General features: G+C 65.3%; 17 protein-coding genes and 1 tRNA gene. 15 read left to right on the top strand and 3 right to left on the bottom strand.

The annotated features are described in order from the left end of the window. Positions 1-16 precede the first annotated feature (16 nt). Together nadC and EX88_RS0102330 are read right to left on the bottom strand one after the other, a co-directional pair. Positions 17-895: a carboxylating nicotinate-nucleotide diphosphorylase gene (nadC, locus tag EX88_RS0102335; protein ID WP_031370406.1), complete on the bottom strand. Its 879-nt coding sequence runs from the start codon at positions 893-895 to the stop codon at positions 17-19. Further along, positions 892-1,161: a Trm112 family protein gene (locus EX88_RS0102330; RefSeq protein ID WP_031370405.1), complete on the bottom strand. Its 270-nt coding sequence runs from the start codon at positions 1,159-1,161 to the stop codon at positions 892-894. The genes nadC and EX88_RS0102330 overlap by 4 nt, the downstream gene beginning before the upstream one ends. A 64-nt stretch (positions 1,162-1,225) precedes the next feature. Here EX88_RS0102330 and purE point away from each other — a divergent pair, with 64 nt between their 5' ends. Both purE and EX88_RS0102320 read left to right on the top strand, forming a co-directional pair. Beyond that, positions 1,226-1,744: a 5-(carboxyamino)imidazole ribonucleotide mutase gene (purE, locus tag EX88_RS0102325; protein ID WP_031370404.1), complete on the top strand. Its 519-nt coding sequence runs from the start codon at positions 1,226-1,228 to the stop codon at positions 1,742-1,744. After that, entirely contained in the window at positions 1,741-2,880 is a 1,140-nt protein-coding gene (locus EX88_RS0102320) for a 5-(carboxyamino)imidazole ribonucleotide synthase (RefSeq protein WP_031370403.1), read from the top strand. Before purE ends, EX88_RS0102320 begins: the two co-directional genes overlap by 4 nt. Positions 2,881-2,969: 89 nt before the next feature. On the opposite strand, the gene EX88_RS0102315 is transcribed toward EX88_RS0102320, so the two are convergent. Beyond that, positions 2,970-3,548: a superoxide dismutase gene (locus EX88_RS0102315; RefSeq protein ID WP_031370402.1), complete on the bottom strand. Its 579-nt coding sequence runs from the start codon at positions 3,546-3,548 to the stop codon at positions 2,970-2,972. Between the two features lie 191 nt (positions 3,549-3,739). Here EX88_RS0102315 and grxD point away from each other — a divergent pair, with 191 nt between their 5' ends. From grxD to uvrB, 13 genes are all read left to right on the top strand, one after another. Then, positions 3,740-4,060 carry a Grx4 family monothiol glutaredoxin gene (gene grxD / locus EX88_RS0102310; RefSeq protein WP_031370401.1) on the top strand — a complete coding sequence of 107 codons (321 nt, stop codon included), beginning with the start codon at positions 3,740-3,742 and terminating at the stop codon, positions 4,058-4,060. After that, positions 4,057-4,806: an SDR family NAD(P)-dependent oxidoreductase gene (locus EX88_RS0102305; RefSeq protein ID WP_031370400.1), complete on the top strand. Its 750-nt coding sequence runs from the start codon at positions 4,057-4,059 to the stop codon at positions 4,804-4,806. The genes grxD and EX88_RS0102305 overlap by 4 nt, the downstream gene beginning before the upstream one ends. A 13-nt stretch (positions 4,807-4,819) precedes the next feature. Next, positions 4,820-5,416: a YhgN family NAAT transporter gene (locus EX88_RS0102300; protein ID WP_031370399.1), complete on the top strand. Its 597-nt coding sequence runs from the start codon at positions 4,820-4,822 to the stop codon at positions 5,414-5,416. A gap of 368 nt (positions 5,417-5,784) precedes the next feature. Further along, entirely contained in the window at positions 5,785-9,015 is a 3,231-nt protein-coding gene (locus tag EX88_RS0102295) for a TonB-dependent receptor (protein WP_031370398.1), read from the top strand. 203 nt (positions 9,016-9,218) lie between these two features. Then, on the top strand, positions 9,219-10,601 hold the full coding sequence (gene ppnN / locus EX88_RS0102290) for a nucleotide 5'-monophosphate nucleosidase PpnN (RefSeq protein WP_031370397.1): 1,383 nt from the start codon (positions 9,219-9,221) through the stop codon (positions 10,599-10,601). A gap of 59 nt (positions 10,602-10,660) precedes the next feature. Beyond that, positions 10,661-10,737 (top strand) — tRNA-Asn (locus EX88_RS0102285). A 576-nt stretch (positions 10,738-11,313) separates the two neighbouring features. Continuing rightward, the gene (locus tag EX88_RS24245; RefSeq protein WP_161786065.1) at positions 11,314-11,847 is read left to right on the top strand and encodes a GspH/FimT family pseudopilin; all 534 of its coding nucleotides are present in this window, start codon (positions 11,314-11,316) and stop codon (positions 11,845-11,847) included. A 20-nt stretch (positions 11,848-11,867) separates the two neighbouring features. Then, on the top strand, positions 11,868-12,326 hold the full coding sequence (pilV, locus tag EX88_RS0102275; RefSeq protein WP_031370395.1) for a type IV pilus modification protein PilV: 459 nt from the start codon (positions 11,868-11,870) through the stop codon (positions 12,324-12,326). Beyond that, positions 12,323-13,552: a PilW family protein gene (locus EX88_RS0102270; protein WP_031370394.1), complete on the top strand. Its 1,230-nt coding sequence runs from the start codon at positions 12,323-12,325 to the stop codon at positions 13,550-13,552. The genes pilV and EX88_RS0102270 overlap by 4 nt, the downstream gene beginning before the upstream one ends. Positions 13,553-13,560: 8 nt before the next feature. Further along, positions 13,561-14,073, top strand: coding sequence for a pilus assembly PilX family protein (locus EX88_RS0102265; RefSeq protein WP_031370393.1), 513 nt, complete (start codon positions 13,561-13,563; stop codon positions 14,071-14,073). A gap of 10 nt (positions 14,074-14,083) precedes the next feature. Continuing rightward, entirely contained in the window at positions 14,084-17,923 is a 3,840-nt protein-coding gene (locus EX88_RS0102260) for a pilus assembly protein (protein ID WP_031370392.1), read from the top strand. A 12-nt stretch (positions 17,924-17,935) separates the two neighbouring features. Next, positions 17,936-18,388, top strand: coding sequence for a type IV pilin protein (locus EX88_RS0102255; RefSeq protein WP_031370391.1), 453 nt, complete (start codon positions 17,936-17,938; stop codon positions 18,386-18,388). A 133-nt stretch (positions 18,389-18,521) separates the two neighbouring features. Beyond that, on the top strand, positions 18,522-20,552 hold the full coding sequence (gene uvrB / locus EX88_RS0102250; protein WP_031370390.1) for an excinuclease ABC subunit UvrB: 2,031 nt from the start codon (positions 18,522-18,524) through the stop codon (positions 20,550-20,552). Positions 20,553-20,559 lie beyond the last annotated feature (7 nt).

Here is a 20,559-nt window from a genome sequence, read left to right as displayed (position 1 = left end):
CGCAAAGCCAAGGGGGTCAACCCGGCGGCGGCCCGAGTTTCAACGAAAGATCGATGGCGCGCACATGTTTGGTCAGCGCGCCGATGGAAATGCAGTCGACGCCGTCCTCGGCGATCGCGCGCAGGCCGGCCAGGTCGACGCCGCCGGAGACTTCCAGCGGGATGCGTCCATCGAACGGAGCGGCGCGGGCGATGCGCACGGCTTCGCGCCGGGTCGGCGCGTCGAAGTCGTCGATCAGGATGCGGTCGCAGCCGGCGCCGAGCGCTTCGCGCAATTGCTCCAGCGATTCGACTTCGACGATCAGCGGCAGTTGCGGATGCTTGGCGCGGGCGCCTGCGATCGCGGCGCTGATCGAGCCGGCCGCGCGGACGTGGTTTTCCTTGAGCATGACCGTGTCGTACAGGCCGATACGGTGGTTGACCCCGCCGCCGACACGCACCGCGTACTTCTGCGCCAGGCGCAGCCCGGGCAGAGTCTTGCGGGTGTCGAGGATGCGCGTGCCGGTGCCGCGCACCGCCTCGACGTAGCTCGCGGTGACCGTGGCCGTGCCCGACAGGGTCTGCATGAAATTGAGCGAGGCGCGTTCGGCGCTGACCAGGGCGCGGGCGCGGCCGTGCAGCAGGGCGAGCACGGTGCCTTTGCTCACGCGCTCGCCTTCGGCCACGCGCCAGTCGATGCGCACGTCCGGGTCGAGGGCGCGATGGCAGGCCTCGAACCAGGGGCGGCCGCAGACGACGGCGTCTTCCTTGCACAGCAGATAGGCGCTGTCGGCGATGTCGGGCAGCAGGTCGGCGGTGACGTCGCCGCTGCCGAGATCCTCGGCCAGCGCGTCGGCGACGTCGGCTTCGATCTCGGCGGCCGGCGGAGGGCTGAGGTCGCGGGCGGGCGCGCTCATGCGGGCGGGAAGCCTTCGACCTGGGCCGTGGCGAGGGCGTTTTCGGCGTCGAGCAGCGGAATGCCGTCGTCGACGATGTAGACGATCTTGCGGTCGCGGGTCACCAGGGCCTCGCGCAGGGGCTCGGACTGGGCGTCGCCGCTGCCGCGGACGATGCCGCCGGCGCCGATGGCGGCGTTCAGGGCCTGCAGGCCGCGGCTCTCGAGGGGGAACAGGGGTTGGCGCGTGGAGGGGCAGACGAGCAGGTCGAGCAGTTTGCGATCCATACGGTGCGGTGCCGATACGACGGGACAGGGCGTTAGAATACGTCTTTGCGCCAAGGCACGCCCCATGTCTCCAGCTTCCGCAACGCCCGTCACCCCTCCTGCGCTCGTCGGCATCGTCATGGGCTCGCGCTCTGACTGGGAAACGATGCAGCACGCTGCCGCCAAGCTGGAAGCGCTCGGCGTTCCGCACGAGGTCCGGGTGGTCTCGGCGCACCGCACGCCCGACGTGCTGTTCGAATATGCCGACACGGCGGCGGCGCGCGGTCTGCGCGCGATCATCGCCGGCGCCGGCGGCGCGGCGCATCTGCCGGGCATGCTGGCGGCCAAGACCGCGGTGCCGGTGCTCGGCGTGCCGGTGCAGTCCAAGGCCCTCAACGGAATGGATTCGCTGCTCTCGATCGTGCAGATGCCGGCCGGCATTCCGGTGGCGACCTTCGCCATCGGCAACGCCGGCGCCGCCAATGCGGCCTTGTTCGCCGCGGCGCTGCTGTCGGCGGAATACCCGGCGATCGGCGCGGCGCTGACCGCGTTCCGCACCCGTCAGACCGACGAGGTGCTCGCCAACGACGATCCGCGCCAATGACCACCGTCGGCATTCTCGGAGGCGGGCAGCTGGCCCGCATGCTCGCGCTTTCCGGCGCGCCCCTGGGGCTGCGTTTTCTGGTGCTCGACAGCGCCGCCGATGCCTGCGCGGGCCAGTTCGCGCCGATGGTGGTCGGCGATTACACCGACCAGGCCGCGCTCGACGAATTCGCCTCGAAGATCGACGTCGCCACGTTCGATTTCGAGAACGTGCCGGCCGAGTCCGCGCACTGGCTGGCCGAACGCAGGCCGGTGTTCCCGAGCCCGCGCGCGCTGGCCGTGGCCCAGGACCGCCTGGCCGAAAAGACCCTGTTTCGCGAACTCGATATCCCGGTGCCGGATTTCGCCGCGATCGATACCCGCGCCGCGCTCGACGAGGCGATCGCGACCATCGGCACGCCGTGCATCCTCAAGACCCGGCGCCTGGGTTACGACGGCAAGGGCCAGTTCCGGATCAAGACGCCGGCCGATGCCGACGCCGCCTGGGCCGCGCTCGGCCCGCAGGCCGACAAGGTCGGCCTGATCCTCGAAGGTTTCGTGCGTTTCGAGCGCGAGTTGTCGGTGGTCGCGGTGCGCGGCCGCGACGGCGAGTTCCGCGCCTGGCCGATCACCGAAAACTGGCATGTCGACGGCGTGCTGTCGGCCAGCCTGGCGCCGGCGCGCACCGACGAGGCGCTCGCTGCGACCGCGATTTCGTATGCGCGCAAGCTCGCCGAGGCGCTGGATTACGTCGGTGTGTTCGCGCTTGAGTTGTTCTGCCGCGACGGCGTGCTGCTGGCCAACGAACTGGCGCCGCGCGTGCACAACTCCGGGCACTGGACCATCGAAGGCAGCGAGACCTCGCAGTTCCAGAACCATCTGCGTGCTGTGCTCGGTCTGCCCTTGGGCGATACGCGCATGCTCGGCGTGGCTTGCATGCTCAACTGGATCGGCGCCATGCCCGATGCCGGGCCGGTGCTGAGCGAGGCCGGCGGGCATTGGCACGATTACGGCAAGTCTTCGCGCGAGGGCCGCAAGGTCGGCCACGCGACGCTGCGCGCCGACAGCGCCGGCGAACTCGCCCTGGCCCTGCAGCGGGTCGGCGAGCGTTTGCAGCGACAGGACCAGGTCGCGCCGGTGATCGAGCGACTGGGGTGATCCCCTTGGCTTGCGCTGGTCCGGCCTGAGCGGGCCAACGAAAACGGCCGGGTTTCCCCGGCCGTTTGGTATTGCGATGAGGCTTGCGCTTACTTCAGGTTGGAAGCGACGAAGTCCCAGTTGACCAGGTTCCAGAACGCCTCGACGTACTTCGGACGGGCGTTGCGGTAGTCGATGTAGTAGGCGTGTTCCCAGACGTCGCAGGTCAGCAGGGCGGTGTCATCGCCGGTCAGCGGGGTCGCCGCGTTGGGCGTGCTGACCAGGGCGAGCGAGCCGTCCGGACGCTGCACCAGCCAGCCCCAGCCCGAGCCGAAGGTGCCGACGGCGGTCTTGGTGAACTCTTCCTTGAACTTGGCGAAGTCGCCGAAGGCCTTGTTGATCAGCTCGGCCAGCTTGCCGGTCGGCTCGCCGCCACCCTTGGGCGACAGGCAGTTCCAGTAGAAGGTGTGGTTCCAGATCTGCGCGGCGTTGTTGAACATGCCGCCCTGCGACTTCTTGATGATCTCTTCCAGCGACAGCGCGGCGAACTCGGTGCCCTCGATCATCTTGTTGAGATTGTCGACGTAGGCCTTGTGGTGCTTGCCGTAGTGGAAGTCGATGGTCTCGGCGGAGATGGTGGGCTCGAGCGCGGTGCGGTCGTAGGGCAGGGCGGGCAATTCGATGGCCATTGGCGGGCTCCTTGCAGAATTCGGGGGGCTGGCTAGCAGGGACGCCGCCGGCGGCAGTCCGTTCCGGGCATGAAACCATTCCCGGACGGACGCGTCGGCGGCGCCATGTAGGCTTACAATTCATATTCTATCCCCACGTTTCGTTGCTGAACCGTCAAAGTCGGCAACAAACCATCGCAGGAGCAGTACCCATGTCCGTTATGGAACGGATCCAGGCCGAAGTCGAAGCCCACCCGATCGTGTTGTTCATGAAGGGCACCGCGCAGTTCCCGATGTGCGGTTTTTCCAGCCGTGCCGTGCAGGCGCTCAAGGCTGCCGGCGCGACCACGCTGCATACGGTCAATGTGCTGGAAGACCCGGAAGTGCGCGCGAATCTGCCGCGTTACTCGAACTGGCCGACCTTCCCGCAGCTCTTCATCCACGGCGAGCTGATCGGCGGTTGCGACATCACCATGGAGCTGTACGAGTCCGGCGAGCTGGCGCGCATGATCAGCGAGACCCAGGCGCAGTGAGTTCGACGGCAGCCACGACGGCGACGACGCAGCAGGCCCTGGCCGGCCGTGTCGTCCTGGTGACCGGGGCGGCCGGCGGACTCGGCGCGGCCGCGGCCGCCGCCTGCGCGAGCGCCGGCGCGACCCTGGTCCTGCTCGGGCGCAAGCTGCCAAAGTTGAACCGGGTCTACGACGCGGTCGCCCAACTCGGCCCGGAGCCGCTGCTGTATCCGCTCGACCTGGAAGGCGCGCAGCCTGACGACTACGCCGAAATGGCCGCGCGCATCGAAAGCGAGCTCGGCCGCCTCGACGGGGTGCTGCATTGCGCCGCCGATTTCCCCGGCCTGACGCCGCTGGCGCAGACCGACCCGGCCGCGTTCGCGCGCGCCGTGCACGTCAATCTCACCGCGCCGTGGTGGCTGTCGCAGGCCTGCTTGCCGCTGATGGCCAAGTCGGCCGATGCGGCGCTGGTGTTCGCGCTCGACGACCCGCAGCGCGTCGGCCAGGCTTATTGGGGCGGCTACGGCGCGGCCCAGCACGGCCTGGCGGCACTGGTCGGCATGTTGCACGCCGAACTGGTCAATTCGAGCATCCGCGTAGCCGGCCTGCGTCCCGGACCGATGCGCACCGGCCTGCGTTCGCGCGCCTATGTCGAAGACAGCGACCGCAGTGCCCGCGATCCCGCGGCCTATGCCTCGGCCTGCGTGACCTTGCTGGCGCCCGAAGGCGCCGTGCATCGCGGCCAGGTCTGGGCGCCGACCCCATGACGGCCAACCGCCCATGACGATTGCCTCGGCCGCGCTGCTGCTGTTCATCATTCTCGACCCGCTCGGGAACATCCCGGTGTTCCTGAGCCTGCTGCGCGGCCTGCCGCCCAAGCGCCAGCGGATCGTGCTTGCGCGCGAGCTGCTGATCGCGCTCGGCGTGCTGATGCTGTTCCTGTGGGGCGGCAAGTACGCCCTGGACCTGATGCACCTGCGCCAGGAGTCGGTCTCGATCGCCGGCGGCATCGTCCTGTTCCTGATCGGCATCCGCATGATCTTCCCACCGCCGGAAGGGCTGATGGGCGAGCTGCCCGACGGCGAGCCCTTCATCGTGCCGATGGCGATCCCGTTGGTGGCCGGCCCCTCGGGCATGGCCGCGGTCATGCTGATGGGCAGCAACGACCCCTCGCGCCTGACCGACTGGAGCCTGGCCCTGCTGATCGCCTGGGGCGCGACCGCGGCGATCCTGTTCTCGGCCACCTTGTTGTACAAGCTGCTCGGCCGCCGCGCCCTGATCGCGATCGAGCGACTGATGGGCATGCTGCTGGTCGCGATCTCGGTGCAGATGGTCCTCGACGGCCTGGGCACCTACCTGCAGATCTCGCCGCCCTGAGGGGCTGGGAGTGAGTGGGGAGGAGTGAGCAGTGAGTGGCTCGGCTCCGTTTCAAGGCTGCCCCGGACCTCAGCAGGCTGAGCCCTGGGGCTACCGCCTTCTCCCTGGCTCTTCACTTCTCACTTCTCACTTCTCACTCCTGCTTTGCCGGACGTGCCCGTTCAGCTTTGACTGCGGTCACCGTGTGACAAGCCATGAACGGCGTCACGTCTCTGTCACACCTCCCCCCTAGCCTGTTAAACTGCTGTTAACCCAGCGGCCACGCGCCGTCCGGGTAGGGGCTAGCCAATCCAACTTAGAGCACGGCAGCGGCGCAGAGCCGCGCCTGCCCAACTCCGCCACGCATTCCACATCCCGAGGTCACCGTAATGACTCATCCGAACCGCGTCCGGTTGTCCAAGCTCACGCTTGGCCTGCTTGCCGTTCTCGCCACTGCGCCGGTCTTCGCGCAGAGCACTTCCGCAGGCCTCGCCGGCCGCGTCCTCGGCGCCGACGGCCAGCCGGTCGCGGGTGCCGAAGTCACCATCACCCACTCCGAGTCGGGCACGGTCAGCCGCGCCACGACCGGCGCCGACGGCCGCTACAACGCGCGCGGTCTGCGCGTCGGCGGTCCGTACACGGTCGTCATCAACAAGGAAGGCTCCGGCACCGCCAGCCAGGACGGCGTGTTCCTGAACCTGGACAAGGTCAACGAAGTCGACGTCGCACTGAACAACCAGGTCACCACCCTGGATGCCGTACAGGCCGTCGCCGCCCTCGGTTCGGAAGTGTTCTCGTCCAACAAGATGGGCGCCGGCTCGATCCTCACCCGCGATCAGCTGGAGTCGATGCCGACCATCAACCGCAACCTGCAGGACTTCGTCCGCCTCGACCCGCGCGTCGTCGTCACCGACAAGTCGCGCAACGAGATCTCGGTCGGCGGCCAGAACCCGCGCTACAACGTGATCCGCGTCGACGGCATCAGCACCAACGACTCCTTCGGCCTTGGCGGCAACGGCCTGCCGACCCCGCGCCAGCCGTTCTCGATGGACGTGATCGACGAAGTGGCGGTCGACGTCGCCAACTACGACGTGACCATCTCCGGCGGCACCGGCGGCGTGATCAACGCCGTGACCAAGTCGGGCACCAACGAATTCCACGGTTCGATCTACGGCGTCTACCGCGACAACGACTGGTCGGGCAAGAACCAGAACGACGTGCGTCCGCAGTTGTTCGACAGCGAAAGCACCTTCGGCGCCACCTTCGGCGGCCCGCTGGTCAAGGACAAGCTGTTCTTCTTCGCCAACTACGAGAAGTACACCGGTAAGGAAGTATTCACCGGCAACTCCAGCTTCGGTCCTGCGGGCTCCGGCGCCAACAACATCGTCAACATCACCCAGGCGCAGATCGACGAGGTGATCTCGGCCTCGAAGAGCCTGTACGGCTTCGACCCGGGCAGCCTGGCACTGCCGGCGCTGGACACCGATACCGAAGAGTACGGCATCAAGTTCGACTGGAACATCAGCGACAAGCACCGCGCCAACTTCCGCTACGCCAAGAGCGAGCAGAGCACCGCCTTCCTGCAGGGCTTCGGCACCAACTCGTTGGCGCTGAACTCGTACCACTACGTCAACGACTTCGAGTTCAAGACCTACACCGCGCAGCTGTTCAGCGACTGGACCGACGTCTTCTCGACCGAAGCCAAGGTCTCGTACCGCGACTACTCGGCCGTGCGCAGCCCGCGCTTCGACCTGCCGGCCATCGCCATCCGTTTCGGCAGCAACACACTGAACCTGGGTACCGAAGAGAACACCCACGTCAACGTCCTCGAGACCAAGACCTGGAACGGTTTCTTCGCCGGTAACCTGTTCCTCGGCGACCACACCGTCAAGTTCGGCGCCGACTACGAGTCGAACGAGGTCTACAACCTGTTCGGCCGTCGCGTGAACGGCGTCTACACCTTCAACAGCGTCGCCGATTACAAGGCCCGTCGTTCCAGCCGCTACCAGCTGTTCTACCCGCGCGGCGGCGACCTCGACAACATGGCCGCGACCTTCACTCAGAAGAACGTCGGCGTGTTCCTGCAGGACACCTGGGCGGTCAACGACAAGTTGAGCCTGACCTTCGGCCTGCGCTACGACCGCGCCATCGTCGACGACCGCCCGGTCTTCAACCCGGCGGCTTCGGCGTTGTTCGGCACCCGCAACGACAACAACATCGACGGCACCGACCTGATCGCGCCGCGCTTCGGCTTCAACTACACCTTCGACAGCGAGCGTCCGACCCAGCTGCGCGGCGGCATCGGCCTGTTCCGCGGCGGCACCCCGACCGTGTGGCTGGCCAACCCGTACTCGAACAACGGCGTGTCGTACACCGACTACGTGTTCACCAACGGCATCAACGATTTCAGCCCGAACCCGGACGCCCAGCTGGGCCTGGTCAACGCCGCCGGCGGCGCCGCCGGCGCGACCCAGTCGGTCGACTTCATCGAAAAGGACATGAGCCTGCCGTCGGTATGGAAGGCCAACCTGGCGTTCGATACCGAACTGCCGTGGTACGGCATCGTCGCCGCCGCCGAAGCGGTGGTGACCTCGGTCAACGACGCGCTGTACTACCAGCAGCTCAACCTGGGCGGCGTCACCAAGGTCGGCCAGGACGGCCGCAACATCTATTGGGACGCGAACGGCCTGGCCGCGGCCAGCTGGAACGCCGACGGCACCGCCTGCCTGCGCGAAACCGGCCTGAACGGTTCGGCCTGCACCAACAGCCGCACCAATGCCCGCGCGCGGCGTGCGACGGCTTATAACGACGCGATCATCGCCCGCCAGACCGGCAAGGGCGAAAGCCAGCAGTTCACCCTGTCGTTGAACAAGCCGTTCAACAACAGCGACTGGAGCTGGAGCGTCGCCTACACCTACACGCATGCCGACGAAGTCAGCCCGCTGACCAGCTCGACCTCGAGCTCGCAGCTCGGCAACGTCGCCGTGTTCCAGGCCAACGAAGAAGTCAGCGCGCGTTCCAGCTACGAAGTCCGCGACCGCTTCACCGCTTCGCTGAACTGGAAGCACGCCTTCTTCGGCGACAACAACACCATCGTCTCGCTGTTCTACGAAGGCCGTTCGGGTCGTCCGTACAGCTATGCGTTCGACAACGACGCCAACGGCGACGGCCGCTTCAACGACCTGATGTACATCCCGAAGGGCCCGGGCGACGTCCTGTTCCGCAATGCCGCCGAAGAGGCAGCGTTCTGGCAGTTCTACAACAGCGACGAGTACCTGCGCAGCCACGGCGGCCAGGTCGCCCAGCGCAACGCAGTGCGCGGCAAGTGGGTCAACCAGTTCGACCTGCACATCGCCCAGGAATTCCCGGGCTTCTGGGAAGGCCACAAGGCCGAGCTCGCGCTCGACATCCTCAACGTCGGCAACCTGTTGAACAAGGACTGGGGACAGATCGAAGAGGTCGCGTTCCCGGGCATGCGCGGTATCGTCGATTACGGCGGTATCGACCCGGCGACCGGCAAGTACATCTACCGCTTCACCAAGCCCGATCCGGAACAGATCTACGACGAGAAGGGCATCTCGCGCTGGGCGGCTCAGCTGAGCTTCCACTACCGCTTCTGATTCTTGCGGTATCTGGCGACAACGGAAACGGCCGGGGGCGACCCCGGCCGTTTCCTTTTTATGGGGCCGCAGCATTCGCGGCCGGACAGGGTGGGGCGGCACGGCCGCGGACCGGTCCGGCGGACGGGGCGGCCGCCGCAGCCCGACCCCGAACTGCTAGAGTCCTTTCCCACTAATCGATGAAAAAAGCAGAGAAAAACGCAATGACCGCAACCCCCATAGCGGCCGTCCTGCCGACGGTCAACGCCCGCATCTATCCCAAGGGCGGGCTCGATGTCCTGTCCCGCGACGAGGTCGCGCGCCTGCGCGACGCCTCCACCGGCATGCACGACCTGCTGCGCCGTTGCGCCCTGGCGGTGCTGACCAGCGGCAGCGCCTCCGACGATCCGCGCGCCGCGCGTGAGCTGTATCCCGATTTCGATATCGAAGTGCACCAGCAGGACCGCGGCGTGCGCATCGACCTGCGCCATGCGCCGGCGATGGCCTTCGTCGACGGCGAGATCATCCGCGGCGTCGCCGAACTGCTGTTCGCCGTGGTCCGCGACCTGGCCTATACCGCCATGGAGCTCGACAAGGGCGGTGGCCGCGACCTCGACAGCAGCGACGGCCTCACCGACTCGGTGTTCGGCCTGCTGCGCAACGCGCGCATCCTGCACCCGGCCGACCCTAACCTGGTCGTGTGCTGGGGCGGCCACTCGATCTCGCGCGACGAATACATCTACACCAAGCAAGTCGGCTACGAGCTTGGCCTGCGCGGCCTGGATATCTGCACCGGCTGCGGCCCGGGCGCGATGAAGGGGCCGATGAAGGGCGCCACCATCGCCCACGCCAAGCAGCGCAAGCGCCGCGTGCGCTACATCGGCATCACCGAGCCGGGCATCATCGCCGCCGAGTCGCCGAACCCGATCGTCAACCACCTGGTGATCATGCCGGACATCGAGAAGCGCCTGGAGGCCTTCGTCCGCATGGGCCACGGCATCATCGTGTTCCCGGGCGGCGTCGGCACGGCCGAGGAAATCCTGTACCTGCTGGGCATCCTGCTGCGCGAGGAAAACGCCGAGCTGCCGTTCCCGCTGATCCTCACCGGCCCGACCGCCTCGGCCCCGTATTTCGAGCAGATCGACCGTTTCCTGCGCCTGACCCTGGGCGAGGCGGCGACCTCGCGCTACGAGATCATCGTCGGCGACCCCGAGCGCGTGGCCAAGCGCATGGCCGCCGGCATCCGCCGGGTCCGCGAGAACCGCATCGAGCACAAGGATTCGTTCTTCTTCAACTGGTCGATCGACATCCCGCTGACCTTCCAGAAGCCGTTCATTCCGACCCACGAGGCGATGGCGGCGCTGGACCTGCACCACGGCCGCAAGCCGCACGAACTGGCGGCCGACCTGCGCAGAGCGTTTTCGGGCATCGTCGCCGGCAACGTCAAGGAGGACGGCATGCGCCGCATCGAGGAATTCGGCCCGTTCGAGATCCACGGCGACCACGACATGATGCAGTCGCTGGATGCCTTGCTGCGGGCCTTCGTCGAGCAGCGCCGGATGAAGATCGCCGGTGAATACCGCCCCTGCTACCGCGTCGTGACCTGAGTTAATTTCGCTCCGAAGTGTTGACGAAGGGCGGGGCATTGAGCATCATATGCAGCCCCGCCCGAATAGCTCAGCCGGTTAGAGCACTTGACTGTTAATCAGGGGGTCGTTGGTTCGAGTCCAACTTCGGGCGCCAAATACCGGAAGGCCTCGCAGAAATGCGAGGCCTTTTTTTGTTGGTTCGCTTCCTGTGCGGTTCTCCAGGAAAGCCCGGCGTTCAGCGAGCCTGTCGACGAATGCGCCGAAGCTCGGCTCGCAAGTCATCTCGCGACGATCGCGATGGAGTGAGCGCAGATTCGGCGCGTATGCCTCGATGCCTGAGCATGCGATAGACGGCGGAGTGCAGTGTCGCTTCGCCCGTGGGCCGATGCGCTCGGCAAACCGCGCGGTGGTCCGGAAGGAGTCGCCGACCGCTCCGGATGCCGGTCGCACGAAGGGATAAGGCAGGGGCGGCTGTGTCGGCCAACCCTAGGGACCCAGCCGCCACACCGTCCCAAGGCGCTGGCCGAGCCGCCCGGCCCGGCTCGGCCCGTCCGGATTTCGCGCATCGGCTGCCGGGAAGCCGCTTGCGGCGTGACGCAGGTCGGGATATTTCCAGCCCCGAAACCACTGGCCAACCCAGCCCGACCGCTCGTCGGTAGTGTGCCATTTGGGGCCAGGAGCCGCTGTTAGCATCCCTCATGTCCTCTGGGGAAGAGAACCGCTCATGCCAATGCGTCGGGCTGCCGGCTTCACACTGATCGAGCTCATGGTCACGATCGGGATCGCTGCGATCCTGTTGGCCCTGGCGCTGCCTACGTTTACCGAATCGATCCGCTCCAACCGCGTGTCGACGGCGACCAACCAGATGCTGGCGACGATCAATCTTGCCCGCGCGGAGGCTGTGCGCAGCAAGAGTCAATCCTGGGTTTGCCCGAGCAACGACACCAGGACCGATTGCGGGACGAGCTGGGCCGACGGCATGCTGGTGTGGACCGACGAGGACGGCAACGGCGCGCGCACCACGGCGGAAATCAAGCGCGTGATCGAGCCGCAGGAAGGAATCGCTCTCAGCATGGGCACCATCAGCGCGATCGGTTTCGACGACCGCGGGCGCGCGATCGAAAAGAAGCCCACCGGCGCGGTTGTTTCCAATTTTGCTTTCAGCATGAAGGCGGCCACCTGCAAGGTCGGCGCCGGCAACGTGCGTTCGTTCGACATCAACCGCATCGGCCGCGTCAGCGTGACCAAGGGGTATTGCCCATGAGCCGTCGACTTTCGCCCGGCATGACGTCCGTGAGGGCGCAGCGCGGCCTCAGTCTGATCGAGGTCCTGATCGCAGTACTTGTGCTGGGATTGGGCTTGCTCGGCCTGGCGATGCTGCAAACGACCAATCTGCGCCTATCGCAGAGCGCAAACCAGCGCACCATCGCGACCAACCTCTCCAGCGATCTGCTCGACGATATCCGTTCGAACCGCCTGCTGGCGGCCAAATACAGCGGGACCTACCTCGCTTCGTCGGCGACCGCGAACGCGAGTTGCGCCAAAATCAATAAGGTGACGCCGGACGACCGCAAGGCGGCCTTCACTTGCCGGATGCGCGAGGCCTTGGGCGAGAGCGGCAAGGCGGTCGTTCAAGTCAACCCCGACAAGACCGTCAGCATCTTAATAACTTGGGACGACGACAAGCGTTGGAGAGGCGTCAGCGGCACTGGAACCGAATTCCTGATGGAGAGCGCACTGTGAGCCGTCGACCGCAACTGGGTTTGTCGCTGATCGAGCTGATGGTGGCTTTGCTGCTGAGCGGCCTGCTGATGCTAGGTCTGGTGGAGATCTTCTCGGCCTCTCGCGCCTCCTACCAGATGGCGCAGGGCCTGGCACGAGCCCAGGAAAGCTCGCGTTTCGCGATCGATGCGCTGCAGCGCGATGCGCGCATGAGCGGGCATTTCGGCTGTGTCTCCGATCAGGCGCACTTCTATGCCGGAAACGGGATGTTTGGGGAACTGTTCCTCAGCGATCGCAGCAATTACACGACTGTCCCCGTCGATCGCCTGCCGCTGCGTTTCGATTACTCGGTACGTGGGTACGAAGCTGCCAATAGTGGGCCCACGGATACCTTGAATCTGTCGGCTAACCCGGTCGAAGGCAGCGCTGGTGACTGGGTGCCCACAGTGGAGAGTCAGTTTTTTGCCGCCTTGAACCCGAAGCCGATCCGCGGCAGCGATATCCTGGTGCTGCGTTTCTTGTCGCCCGAGAGCGCCGAGGTCACGGGCTTTACCACCGGTAATCCCGCGACCATCCGAGTCAATTCGACACAATGGGGCGTGCTGACGAAGGCCGTCGAAAATCCCGGTTTGTTCGGCATCGCAGACTGTCGGTCGGTGGTGCTGTTCCAAGCCAGTGCGCTCGCCGACGTTACCGGCGCCAAGGTCGTTACCGTGGGCAGCAGCGGCGTCAATCAAATCAGTTTCGACGGGTCGGATACGTTCGCTTCCGGCCAGGCGCGTCTGTATCGCGCCGAGAGCCTCGTCTACTACATCGGCTTGAAGGTTCGGCCCGATGGTATGAAGGAACCGACCTTGTTCCGGGCCCGCTTCAACGCGGCCCCGGGTGCCGCGGCGGTATCGCTGGACGGCGGTATCGCGGAGGAAATCGTCGAGAGCGTCGAGAACATGCAGTTGCTGTTTGCGCAGGACGCGATTACCGATCCGGCGCAGCCTCCGACCGGCGTCATCGACGGCGTCCGTACGGCGGCGGGACTCTTGCCGGCCAGCGACAGCAGCGGCGGCTGGCAGCGTGTCGGCGGGATGCAGGTCGGCCTGTTGATCCGCAGCACCGACCCGGCTTCGGCGCAGCAACGCACGACCGCGCCGCGCTCGCTCGGTACCCAGCTGACATTGCCGAACGACCAGCGCTACCGCACCGTGTACGAAACCAATATCGCCTTGCGCAATCGGCTGTACGGAAATTGAGGCCCGCCATGAATACGATCCGTCCTCGACCGTTTACCGGGGCCCGCACTCAGCGGGGCGCGGTGCTGTACGTAGCCTTGATCATGCTGATCCTGCTCGCGTTGATCGGCATCACCGCAATGCAGGTTACCGGACTGCAGGAGCGCATGACCGCCAGCTATCGCTCGACCAATATGGCGTTCCAGAACGCCGAGGGCCGTGCGCGCGGCAAAGAGAGCGACCTGCAGCGCCAGGTGCAGAGCGGCGGCGGCGAGTCCATCGAGTTGGACGAATCGGTCTGCACCGCCGGCTTCGACCCCTCGGCGTGGGCGGAGACGCTCAAGTACGCCAACCCGCTGCCGGCCAAGCTCAGCTATACCCGTCGCATCGACGAGTGCGTCTCCGGCGGCACCGGCATCGGCATGGGCACCGCACCGATCAGCGAAAATACCAATCTGATTTTCCAAGTCACGGCCTACGCCGTGGATCGCGGCGCTAATCCGGGTTCGGACGCCGTCATCGACACCATTTTCGTGCCCTGAGGGTATCGCCATGACTTCCCCGCGCGTATACATCGCCGTTCCGCTCGTGCTGGCGCTTGCCGGCGGCGGCTACTGGCTCTACAACGCCAACGCCATCCAGGCCGGCGGCTCGCTGGCACAGGTGCCGTTGAATTCTTCGATCACGGTGCCGCCGGCCTTCATCATGGCGGTCGACGATTCGGGCTCGATGAGGTTCCAGACCCTGTTCCCGGGCAAGGACGGCGCGGCGTTCTGGGAGAACGATGCGGCGGCGACCAACGGCTATTTCATCGGCACCGGGGCCAGCGCCCGCCCGCGCACTCAGAGCGATAGCTTCGACCTCGACAATTTCCACCACAACATCCCGTCGGCCGGCTACCGCATCGGTACCGCCGAACGCCGCGCGATCGCGCCGATCGATAACTTCGGTTTTGCACGTTCGCCGGACGTCAATCCTGCCTACTTCAATCCGCTGGTGACCTATACGCCTTGGAAGCGGCCAAACGGCGCCAATGAGATCGTCGACTATCCGCAGGCCAGTACGGCCGCTACCCGTGTCGATCCCGACCTCGCCAGCCCGACGATCAGTCTTGCCTCGAATTGGCGTTCGAACGCGACCCGCGACGATTACTTCTATATTCCGCGAGGCACGACCTTGCCTACTGGCACGGTCTATCGGACCTGGCAGGACAATAACTGCGGCGGGCTGACCGGCGGAGGGGCGTGGCGCACGTTGAATTCGGCGTTGACCATGACCGGCAACTGCGAAGTTGCGATGGAGTATTACCCGGCGGTGGTTTATCTCAAGTCTGCTACGGCCGGTGCCGCGTGGGGTTATACCGGCGCTGCTCCAGAGGCGGTGAATGCTTGCGGTAGTGGGTGCAGCCTGTACCGCTATAAGATCCATAAAGATAATTTCTCTTCTCAGACCAAGTTCGACGCGGCGCTGCAGAACTTCGCCAATTGGTTCAGTTTCTACGGCAACCGCAATCGCGCGATGAAAGCCGCAATGACGCAATCTCTCGAGAGGACCGAGAAGATGCGCGTCGGCATGTTCACGATCAACAGCGATCTGGATACGCGAAACTATCCGAAAGTCACCATGCGCGATATGTCGGTCGCGACGGATAAGGCGGCGCTCTATACGACCGATTTGTTGACCTTGAAGGCGGACGGTAATACGCCGAACCGTTGGGCTGTCCAGCATATCGGCGAGCAATTCATGCGCGGAAAGGAGCGGGACCCGCAAGACCCGGACAATCCCCTCAAGGACAAGGCTCCGATCAGGTTCGGCTGCCAGATCAATGCTGGCATGCTGTTCACCGACGGCTACAGCAACGACGGCGGCCCGAGCGTAGGTAGTCTGGATGCCGATATGCCGGCGCCGCTCGCCGACGGCCACGCCGATACGCTGGCGGATATCGCGGCCAAGTATTACAAAGCAAGGTTGCGCAGCGATTTGGGCTTGGGCATGGTGCCGGTGCCTGAGGCCTGCAAGACCACGCCGAACGATCCCAAGCTCGATTGTCGTACCGATCCCCACATGAATTTCTATGGGATCACGCTTGGCGCCAAGGGCGACATCTACGGGAAGACCTACAACCCGGTCACGAACACGCCGGATCCGTACACGCCGGCCGGATACCCTGCCTGGCGCGCCTATCAGAACGACGCCCCGAGCACCGTGGACGAGATCTGGCATGCGACGATGAACGCGCGTGGCAAATTTATCAATGCCAGCACCCCCGCCGACATTACCTCGGCCATGCGCGAGATCCTGGCTTCGGTCGGCGGCGGCGCGACGCCTTCGGGCACGATCGGTCTGAGCGGTTCCCGTGTCGGTAGCAATACCTTATCGGTCGAACCGACTTATGAGTCGGCGAACAGCGGCACCGACTGGTTCAGCCGCTTGACCGCGTATACCGCGCAGAACAATCCCATCACCGGCACCATCACCTTCACCACCAAGTGGGAAGCTGCCAGTCAGATCAATTCGGCGGGTCGTACGGTCAGGTTCGGAACGACCGCGGGCGGCAACGTCAAGCCGACCGTAGTCGATTTCGCCGCGTCCGCATTGGGCGCTACCGATGCCGCGGTACAGACCGCGTTGTGCGCCGATGCATTGCAGAATTGTGCGGGCAAGTTCAACCGTATCGTCGGCGGCGTGACCGGCGCCGAGGCGGTGGCCTACCTGCGCGGCGACAGGGCCAATGACGGCGGCAAGTTGCGCAAGCGTACGACCCTGCTCGGCGACATCGTCAATTCGACTCCGATTATCTCCGCGAAGGGCGACGATTACGGTTATCGCGGCTTGCGCAGCGCGGACGGTGCGACCGGCGACGTGCTGAACTACGCCAATTATTTGACGACCAAGCGCACCAGCACTCGCGAGCCGTTCGTCTATGTCGGCGCGAACGACGGCATGTTCCACGCTTTCGACGGTTCCAACGGTAAGGAGGCTTTCGCCTACATCCCGGCTACGTCGGTGGGCCATATGGGCAATCTGTTGTTCCCTTATGTCGCCGCGGACCGTAACGACCAGGTGTTCCAGCACCGTTACTACGTCGACGGCCTGGTGACGGTATCCGACGCGCACGACGGCAGTGCCTGGAAGACCGTGGTGGCAGCCAGTGTCGGCGCCGGTGGCCGTGGCGTGTTCGCACTGGATGTGACGAACCAGACCTCCTTGAACGTGCTGTGGGAGATCAACGACAAGGTTAGCGACGCCAACGGCGGCAAGGACATCGGCAGCGTGCTCGGCAAGATCGCGATCGTGCCGGTCAAGGAAGCCGGCGGTGCGATCAAGTGGAAGGCGATCTTCGGCAACGGTTACGACAGCGTCAACGGCAAGGCCGTGCTGTTCCTGGTCGACATCGCCGACGGCAAGGTGACCCGGATCACCGCCACCGAGACCAGCGGTACCCTGCCGACCCGGACTAAGAATGGTCTCGGCAATGTCGTCGTGATCGACCGCTATCAAGGTACCGGTACCACTCAGGTTCGCGACGGTTTCGCAGACACCGTGTATGCCGGCGATCTCAACGGTGCGGTCTGGAAGTTCGACCTGCGCGACAATTCGGTCGCCCTCGGCGGCAAGCCGCTGTTCATCGCGCGCTACAAGGACGACTATGCCTTGCGCCAGCCGATCCTCGGCGGCCTCGAAGTCACCACGGTCGGCAACGACGTCATGGTGCTGTTCGGTACCGGCAGCTTCTCGTTCAGCGACGACCCCAGCGACAAGGCGATGCAGAGCGTTTACGGCATTATCGACCGGGGCGCGGTCGTCGCCGGCCGCAGCGAATTGCAGGCGCAGTTCATCAAAGAGGAGAGGGACTCCTCTGGTGCGATGCTGCGCTATATGACGGACAGTCGTCTGGATGCCACCAAGAAGGGGTGGTACATCAATCTCGGCGTGGACAGCGCGGGCACCGGCAATCCGGTCGCGAAAGGCGAGCGCTTCATTGGCAATCCACGCCTGCAGAACGGCATCTTGTTCTTCCCGACCTACGATCCGAACAGCGCCGACGGTTGTTCGACCGACGGCAACAACTGGCTGTACGGCTTGGATGCACTCAGCGGCGCGGGCGGTTTGGCCAATGCGCGCGTCGGCTCGGCGACTGGCAATCGTTTCGGCGACAAGGTCGGCGCGGTCAAGCTGAAGGGCCAGGCGAGCGGCAAGGGTTCGGCGCCGGTCAAGGACATCGCAGTGGTGGCGACGCCTAAGACCGATATCCTGCCGGTTACTGCGACCGACGAGCAGATCGCTCAAGCGGTTGCTTCGAAGTGCTCGGTGATGGTGCAGACCTCCGGGTCACAGCCTATCTATCTGCCCCGACCCTGCGGCCGCCAGTCCTGGCGCCAGATCCGATAACGAGGAACCGACATGAAGCAGCAGTTTGCGAAAGCGGCACAGCGCCTGCAGCGGGGTTTCACGCTGATCGAGTTGATGGTCGTGGTGGCCATCGTCGCCATCCTGGCCGGCATCGCGGTGCCGGCCTATCAGGACAGCGTGCGCAAGAGCCGTCGCGGCCAAGCCAAGGCCGACTTGGCCGAAGCGGCTCAGGCAATGGAACGTTTCTACACGATGCGAAATACCTATGTCGGAGCGGATTTGGCCGTGATCGGCGCACCGACCAAGTCTCCACAAGGGGCGGATACGCCCCAATACACGATTTCTTTGAACGGGGCGCCCAGCGCCAGTGCATTCAGCTTACAGGCCGTGCCGAGCGCCAGTACCGGCCAGGACAAGGACAAGTGCGGCACACTCGGGCTTACCAATACCGGTGTGAAAACGCCAAACGATGCTCCGCGGAAAGAATGCTGGAACCTGAATTGATCTTCGAGTGCCGGTAGTTCGGACGCCCTCGAAGGCCCGCTCCTGGAGCGGGCCTTCGCCGTTGGGGGCACCGGTCGCACCCGCTGCGACCGACTTGGCTAAACTGGACGACTCGCAACGCTCGGGTCGCATGATGGACGACAGTCAGCAGTCCCCCGGTTTCCAGCTGGTCGCGCCTTATTCGCCCGCGGGCGATCAGCCGCAGGCCATCGAGCGCCTGATCCAGGGGTTCGACAACGGCCTGGCCCAGCAGACCCTGCTCGGCGTGACCGGCTCGGGCAAGACCTATACGGTCGCCAACGTGATCCAGGCGGTGCAGAAGCCGACCCTGGTCATGGCCCCGAACAAGACCCTCGCCGCGCAGCTGTACGGCGAGTTCAAGGCGTTCTTTCCGCACAACGCGGTCGAGTACTTCGTCAGCTACTACGATTACTACCAGCCCGAGGCCTACGTGCCCTCGAGCGACACCTTCATCGAGAAGGACAGCTCGGTCAACGAGCACATCGAGCAGATGCGTCTGTCGGCGACCAAGGCCCTGCTCGAGCGGCGCGACGCGATCATCGTCTGCACCGTGTCGGCGATCTACGGCCTCGGCGACCCGAACGAATACTTCCGCATGGTCCTGCACATGGTCCGTGGCGAGCGTATCGACCAGCGCGAGCTGATCCGTCGCCTCACCGAAATGCAGTACACCCGCAACGACACCGAGTTGCGCCGTGCGACCTACCGCGTGCGCGGCGAGGTCATCGACGTGCACCCGGCCGAAAGCGACTCGGAGGCCCTGCGGGTCGAGCTGTTCGACGGCGAGATCGAGAACCTGACCCTATTCGACCCGCTGACCGGCGAAACCTTGAGCAAGGTCCCGCGGTACACGATCTATCCCGGCTCGCATTACGTGACGACGCGGCGCACGGTGCTCGATGCGATCGAAACGATCAAGGACGAGCTGCGCGAACGGCTGGAGCTGCTCTACGCCCAGAACCGGTTGGTCGAAGCCCAGCGCTTGGCCCAGCGCACCCAGTTCGACCTGGAGATGCTGGCCGAGGTCGGCTATTGCAACGGCATCGAGAACTACTCGCGGCACTTGAGCGGGCACATGCCGGGCGAACCGCCGCCGTGCCTGTTCGATTATCTGCCGCCGGACGCTCTGCTGGTCATCGACGAGTCCCACGTGACCATTCCGCAGATCGGCGCGATGTATAAAGGCGACCGCTCGCGCAAGGAAACCCTGGTCGAGTTCGGTTTCCGCCTGCCGTCGGCGCTCGACAATCGGCCCTTGAAGTTCGAAGAGTGGGAAGGCCGCTCGCCGCGCTCGATCTTCGTCTCGGCGACGCCGGGGCCGTACGAGCTGCGCAAGTCGGAAGGGCAGGTGACCGAACTGGTCGTGCGCCCGACCGGCTTGATCGATCCCCAGGTCGAGATCCGCCCGGTCGCGACCCAGGTCGACGACGTGCTCGGCGAGATTCGCGAGCGGGTCGCGATGGGCGACCGCGTGCTGATCACCACCCTGACCAAGCGGATGTCGGAGAACCTCACCGAGTATCTCGCCGAGCACGGGGTCAAGGTGCGCTACCTGCATTCGGATATCGACACCGTCGAGCGCGTCGAGATCATCCGCGACCTGCGCCTGGGCAAGTTCGACGTGCTGGTCGGCATCAACCTGCTGCGCGAGGGCTTGGACATGCCCGAGGTATCGCTGGTAGCGATCCTCGACGCGGACAAGGAAGGCTTCCTGCGTTCGGCCGGTTCGCTGATCCAGACCATCGGCCGCGCCGCGCGCAACCTGCGCGGCAAGGCGATCCTGTACGCCGATCGCGTCACCAACTCGATGCAGAAGGCGATCGAGGAGACCGACCGCCGTCGCCACAAGCAGGTCGAGTACAACACCGAGCACGGCATCACCCCAAAGTCGGTCAGCAGGACCATCGTCGACGTCATGGAAGGCGCGCGCGTCGATCCGGACGGCCTCAAAGCCCGCGGCAAGGGGCGCAAGGTCGCCGACGAGGCCGCCGATTACGCCGCGCTCAGCCCGTCCCAGTTCGCCGCCCGGATCAAGGCCCTGGAGCAGCAGATGTACCAGCACGCCCGCGATCTGGAGTTCGAGGAGGCCGCGGCGGTGCGCGACCAGTTGCGCCGGCTCAAGGACGCCGGGTTCGCGGCATGAGGGCGGC

The organism is Lysobacter antibioticus (assembly GCF_000731095.1).
Classification (GTDB): Bacteria; Pseudomonadota; Gammaproteobacteria; order Xanthomonadales; family Xanthomonadaceae; genus Lysobacter; species Lysobacter antibioticus_B.
This window is presented reverse-complemented; position numbering and strand designations above follow the sequence as displayed.

What these genes read in the sequence shown, in the direction of transcription:
- grxD (WP_031370401.1), top strand. Translation starts at nt 3,740, where the DNA reads ATGTCCGTTATGGAACGGATCCAGGCCGAAGTCGAAGCCCACCCGATC.
- purE (WP_031370404.1), top strand. Translation starts at nt 1,226, where the DNA reads ATGTCTCCAGCTTCCGCAACGCCCGTCACCCCTCCTGCGCTCGTCGGC.
- EX88_RS0102255 (WP_031370391.1), top strand. Translation starts at nt 17,936, where the DNA reads ATGAAGCAGCAGTTTGCGAAAGCGGCACAGCGCCTGCAGCGGGGTTTC.
- ppnN (WP_031370397.1), top strand. Translation starts at nt 9,219, where the DNA reads ATGACCGCAACCCCCATAGCGGCCGTCCTGCCGACGGTCAACGCCCGC.
- EX88_RS0102320 (WP_031370403.1), top strand. Translation starts at nt 1,741, where the DNA reads ATGACCACCGTCGGCATTCTCGGAGGCGGGCAGCTGGCCCGCATGCTC.
- uvrB (WP_031370390.1), top strand. Translation starts at nt 18,522, where the DNA reads ATGGACGACAGTCAGCAGTCCCCCGGTTTCCAGCTGGTCGCGCCTTAT.
- pilV (WP_031370395.1), top strand. Translation starts at nt 11,868, where the DNA reads ATGACGTCCGTGAGGGCGCAGCGCGGCCTCAGTCTGATCGAGGTCCTG.
- EX88_RS24245 (WP_161786065.1), top strand. Translation starts at nt 11,314, where the DNA reads ATGCGTCGGGCTGCCGGCTTCACACTGATCGAGCTCATGGTCACGATC.
- EX88_RS0102295 (WP_031370398.1), top strand. Translation starts at nt 5,785, where the DNA reads ATGACTCATCCGAACCGCGTCCGGTTGTCCAAGCTCACGCTTGGCCTG.
- EX88_RS0102330 (WP_031370405.1), bottom strand. Translation starts at nt 1,161, where the DNA reads ATGGATCGCAAACTGCTCGACCTGCTCGTCTGCCCCTCCACGCGCCAA.
- EX88_RS0102315 (WP_031370402.1), bottom strand. Translation starts at nt 3,548, where the DNA reads ATGGCCATCGAATTGCCCGCCCTGCCCTACGACCGCACCGCGCTCGAG.
- nadC (WP_031370406.1), bottom strand. Translation starts at nt 895, where the DNA reads ATGAGCGCGCCCGCCCGCGACCTCAGCCCTCCGCCGGCCGCCGAGATC.
- EX88_RS0102260 (WP_031370392.1), top strand. Translation starts at nt 14,084, where the DNA reads ATGACTTCCCCGCGCGTATACATCGCCGTTCCGCTCGTGCTGGCGCTT.
- EX88_RS0102265 (WP_031370393.1), top strand. Translation starts at nt 13,561, where the DNA reads ATGAATACGATCCGTCCTCGACCGTTTACCGGGGCCCGCACTCAGCGG.
- EX88_RS0102300 (WP_031370399.1), top strand. Translation starts at nt 4,820, where the DNA reads ATGACGATTGCCTCGGCCGCGCTGCTGCTGTTCATCATTCTCGACCCG.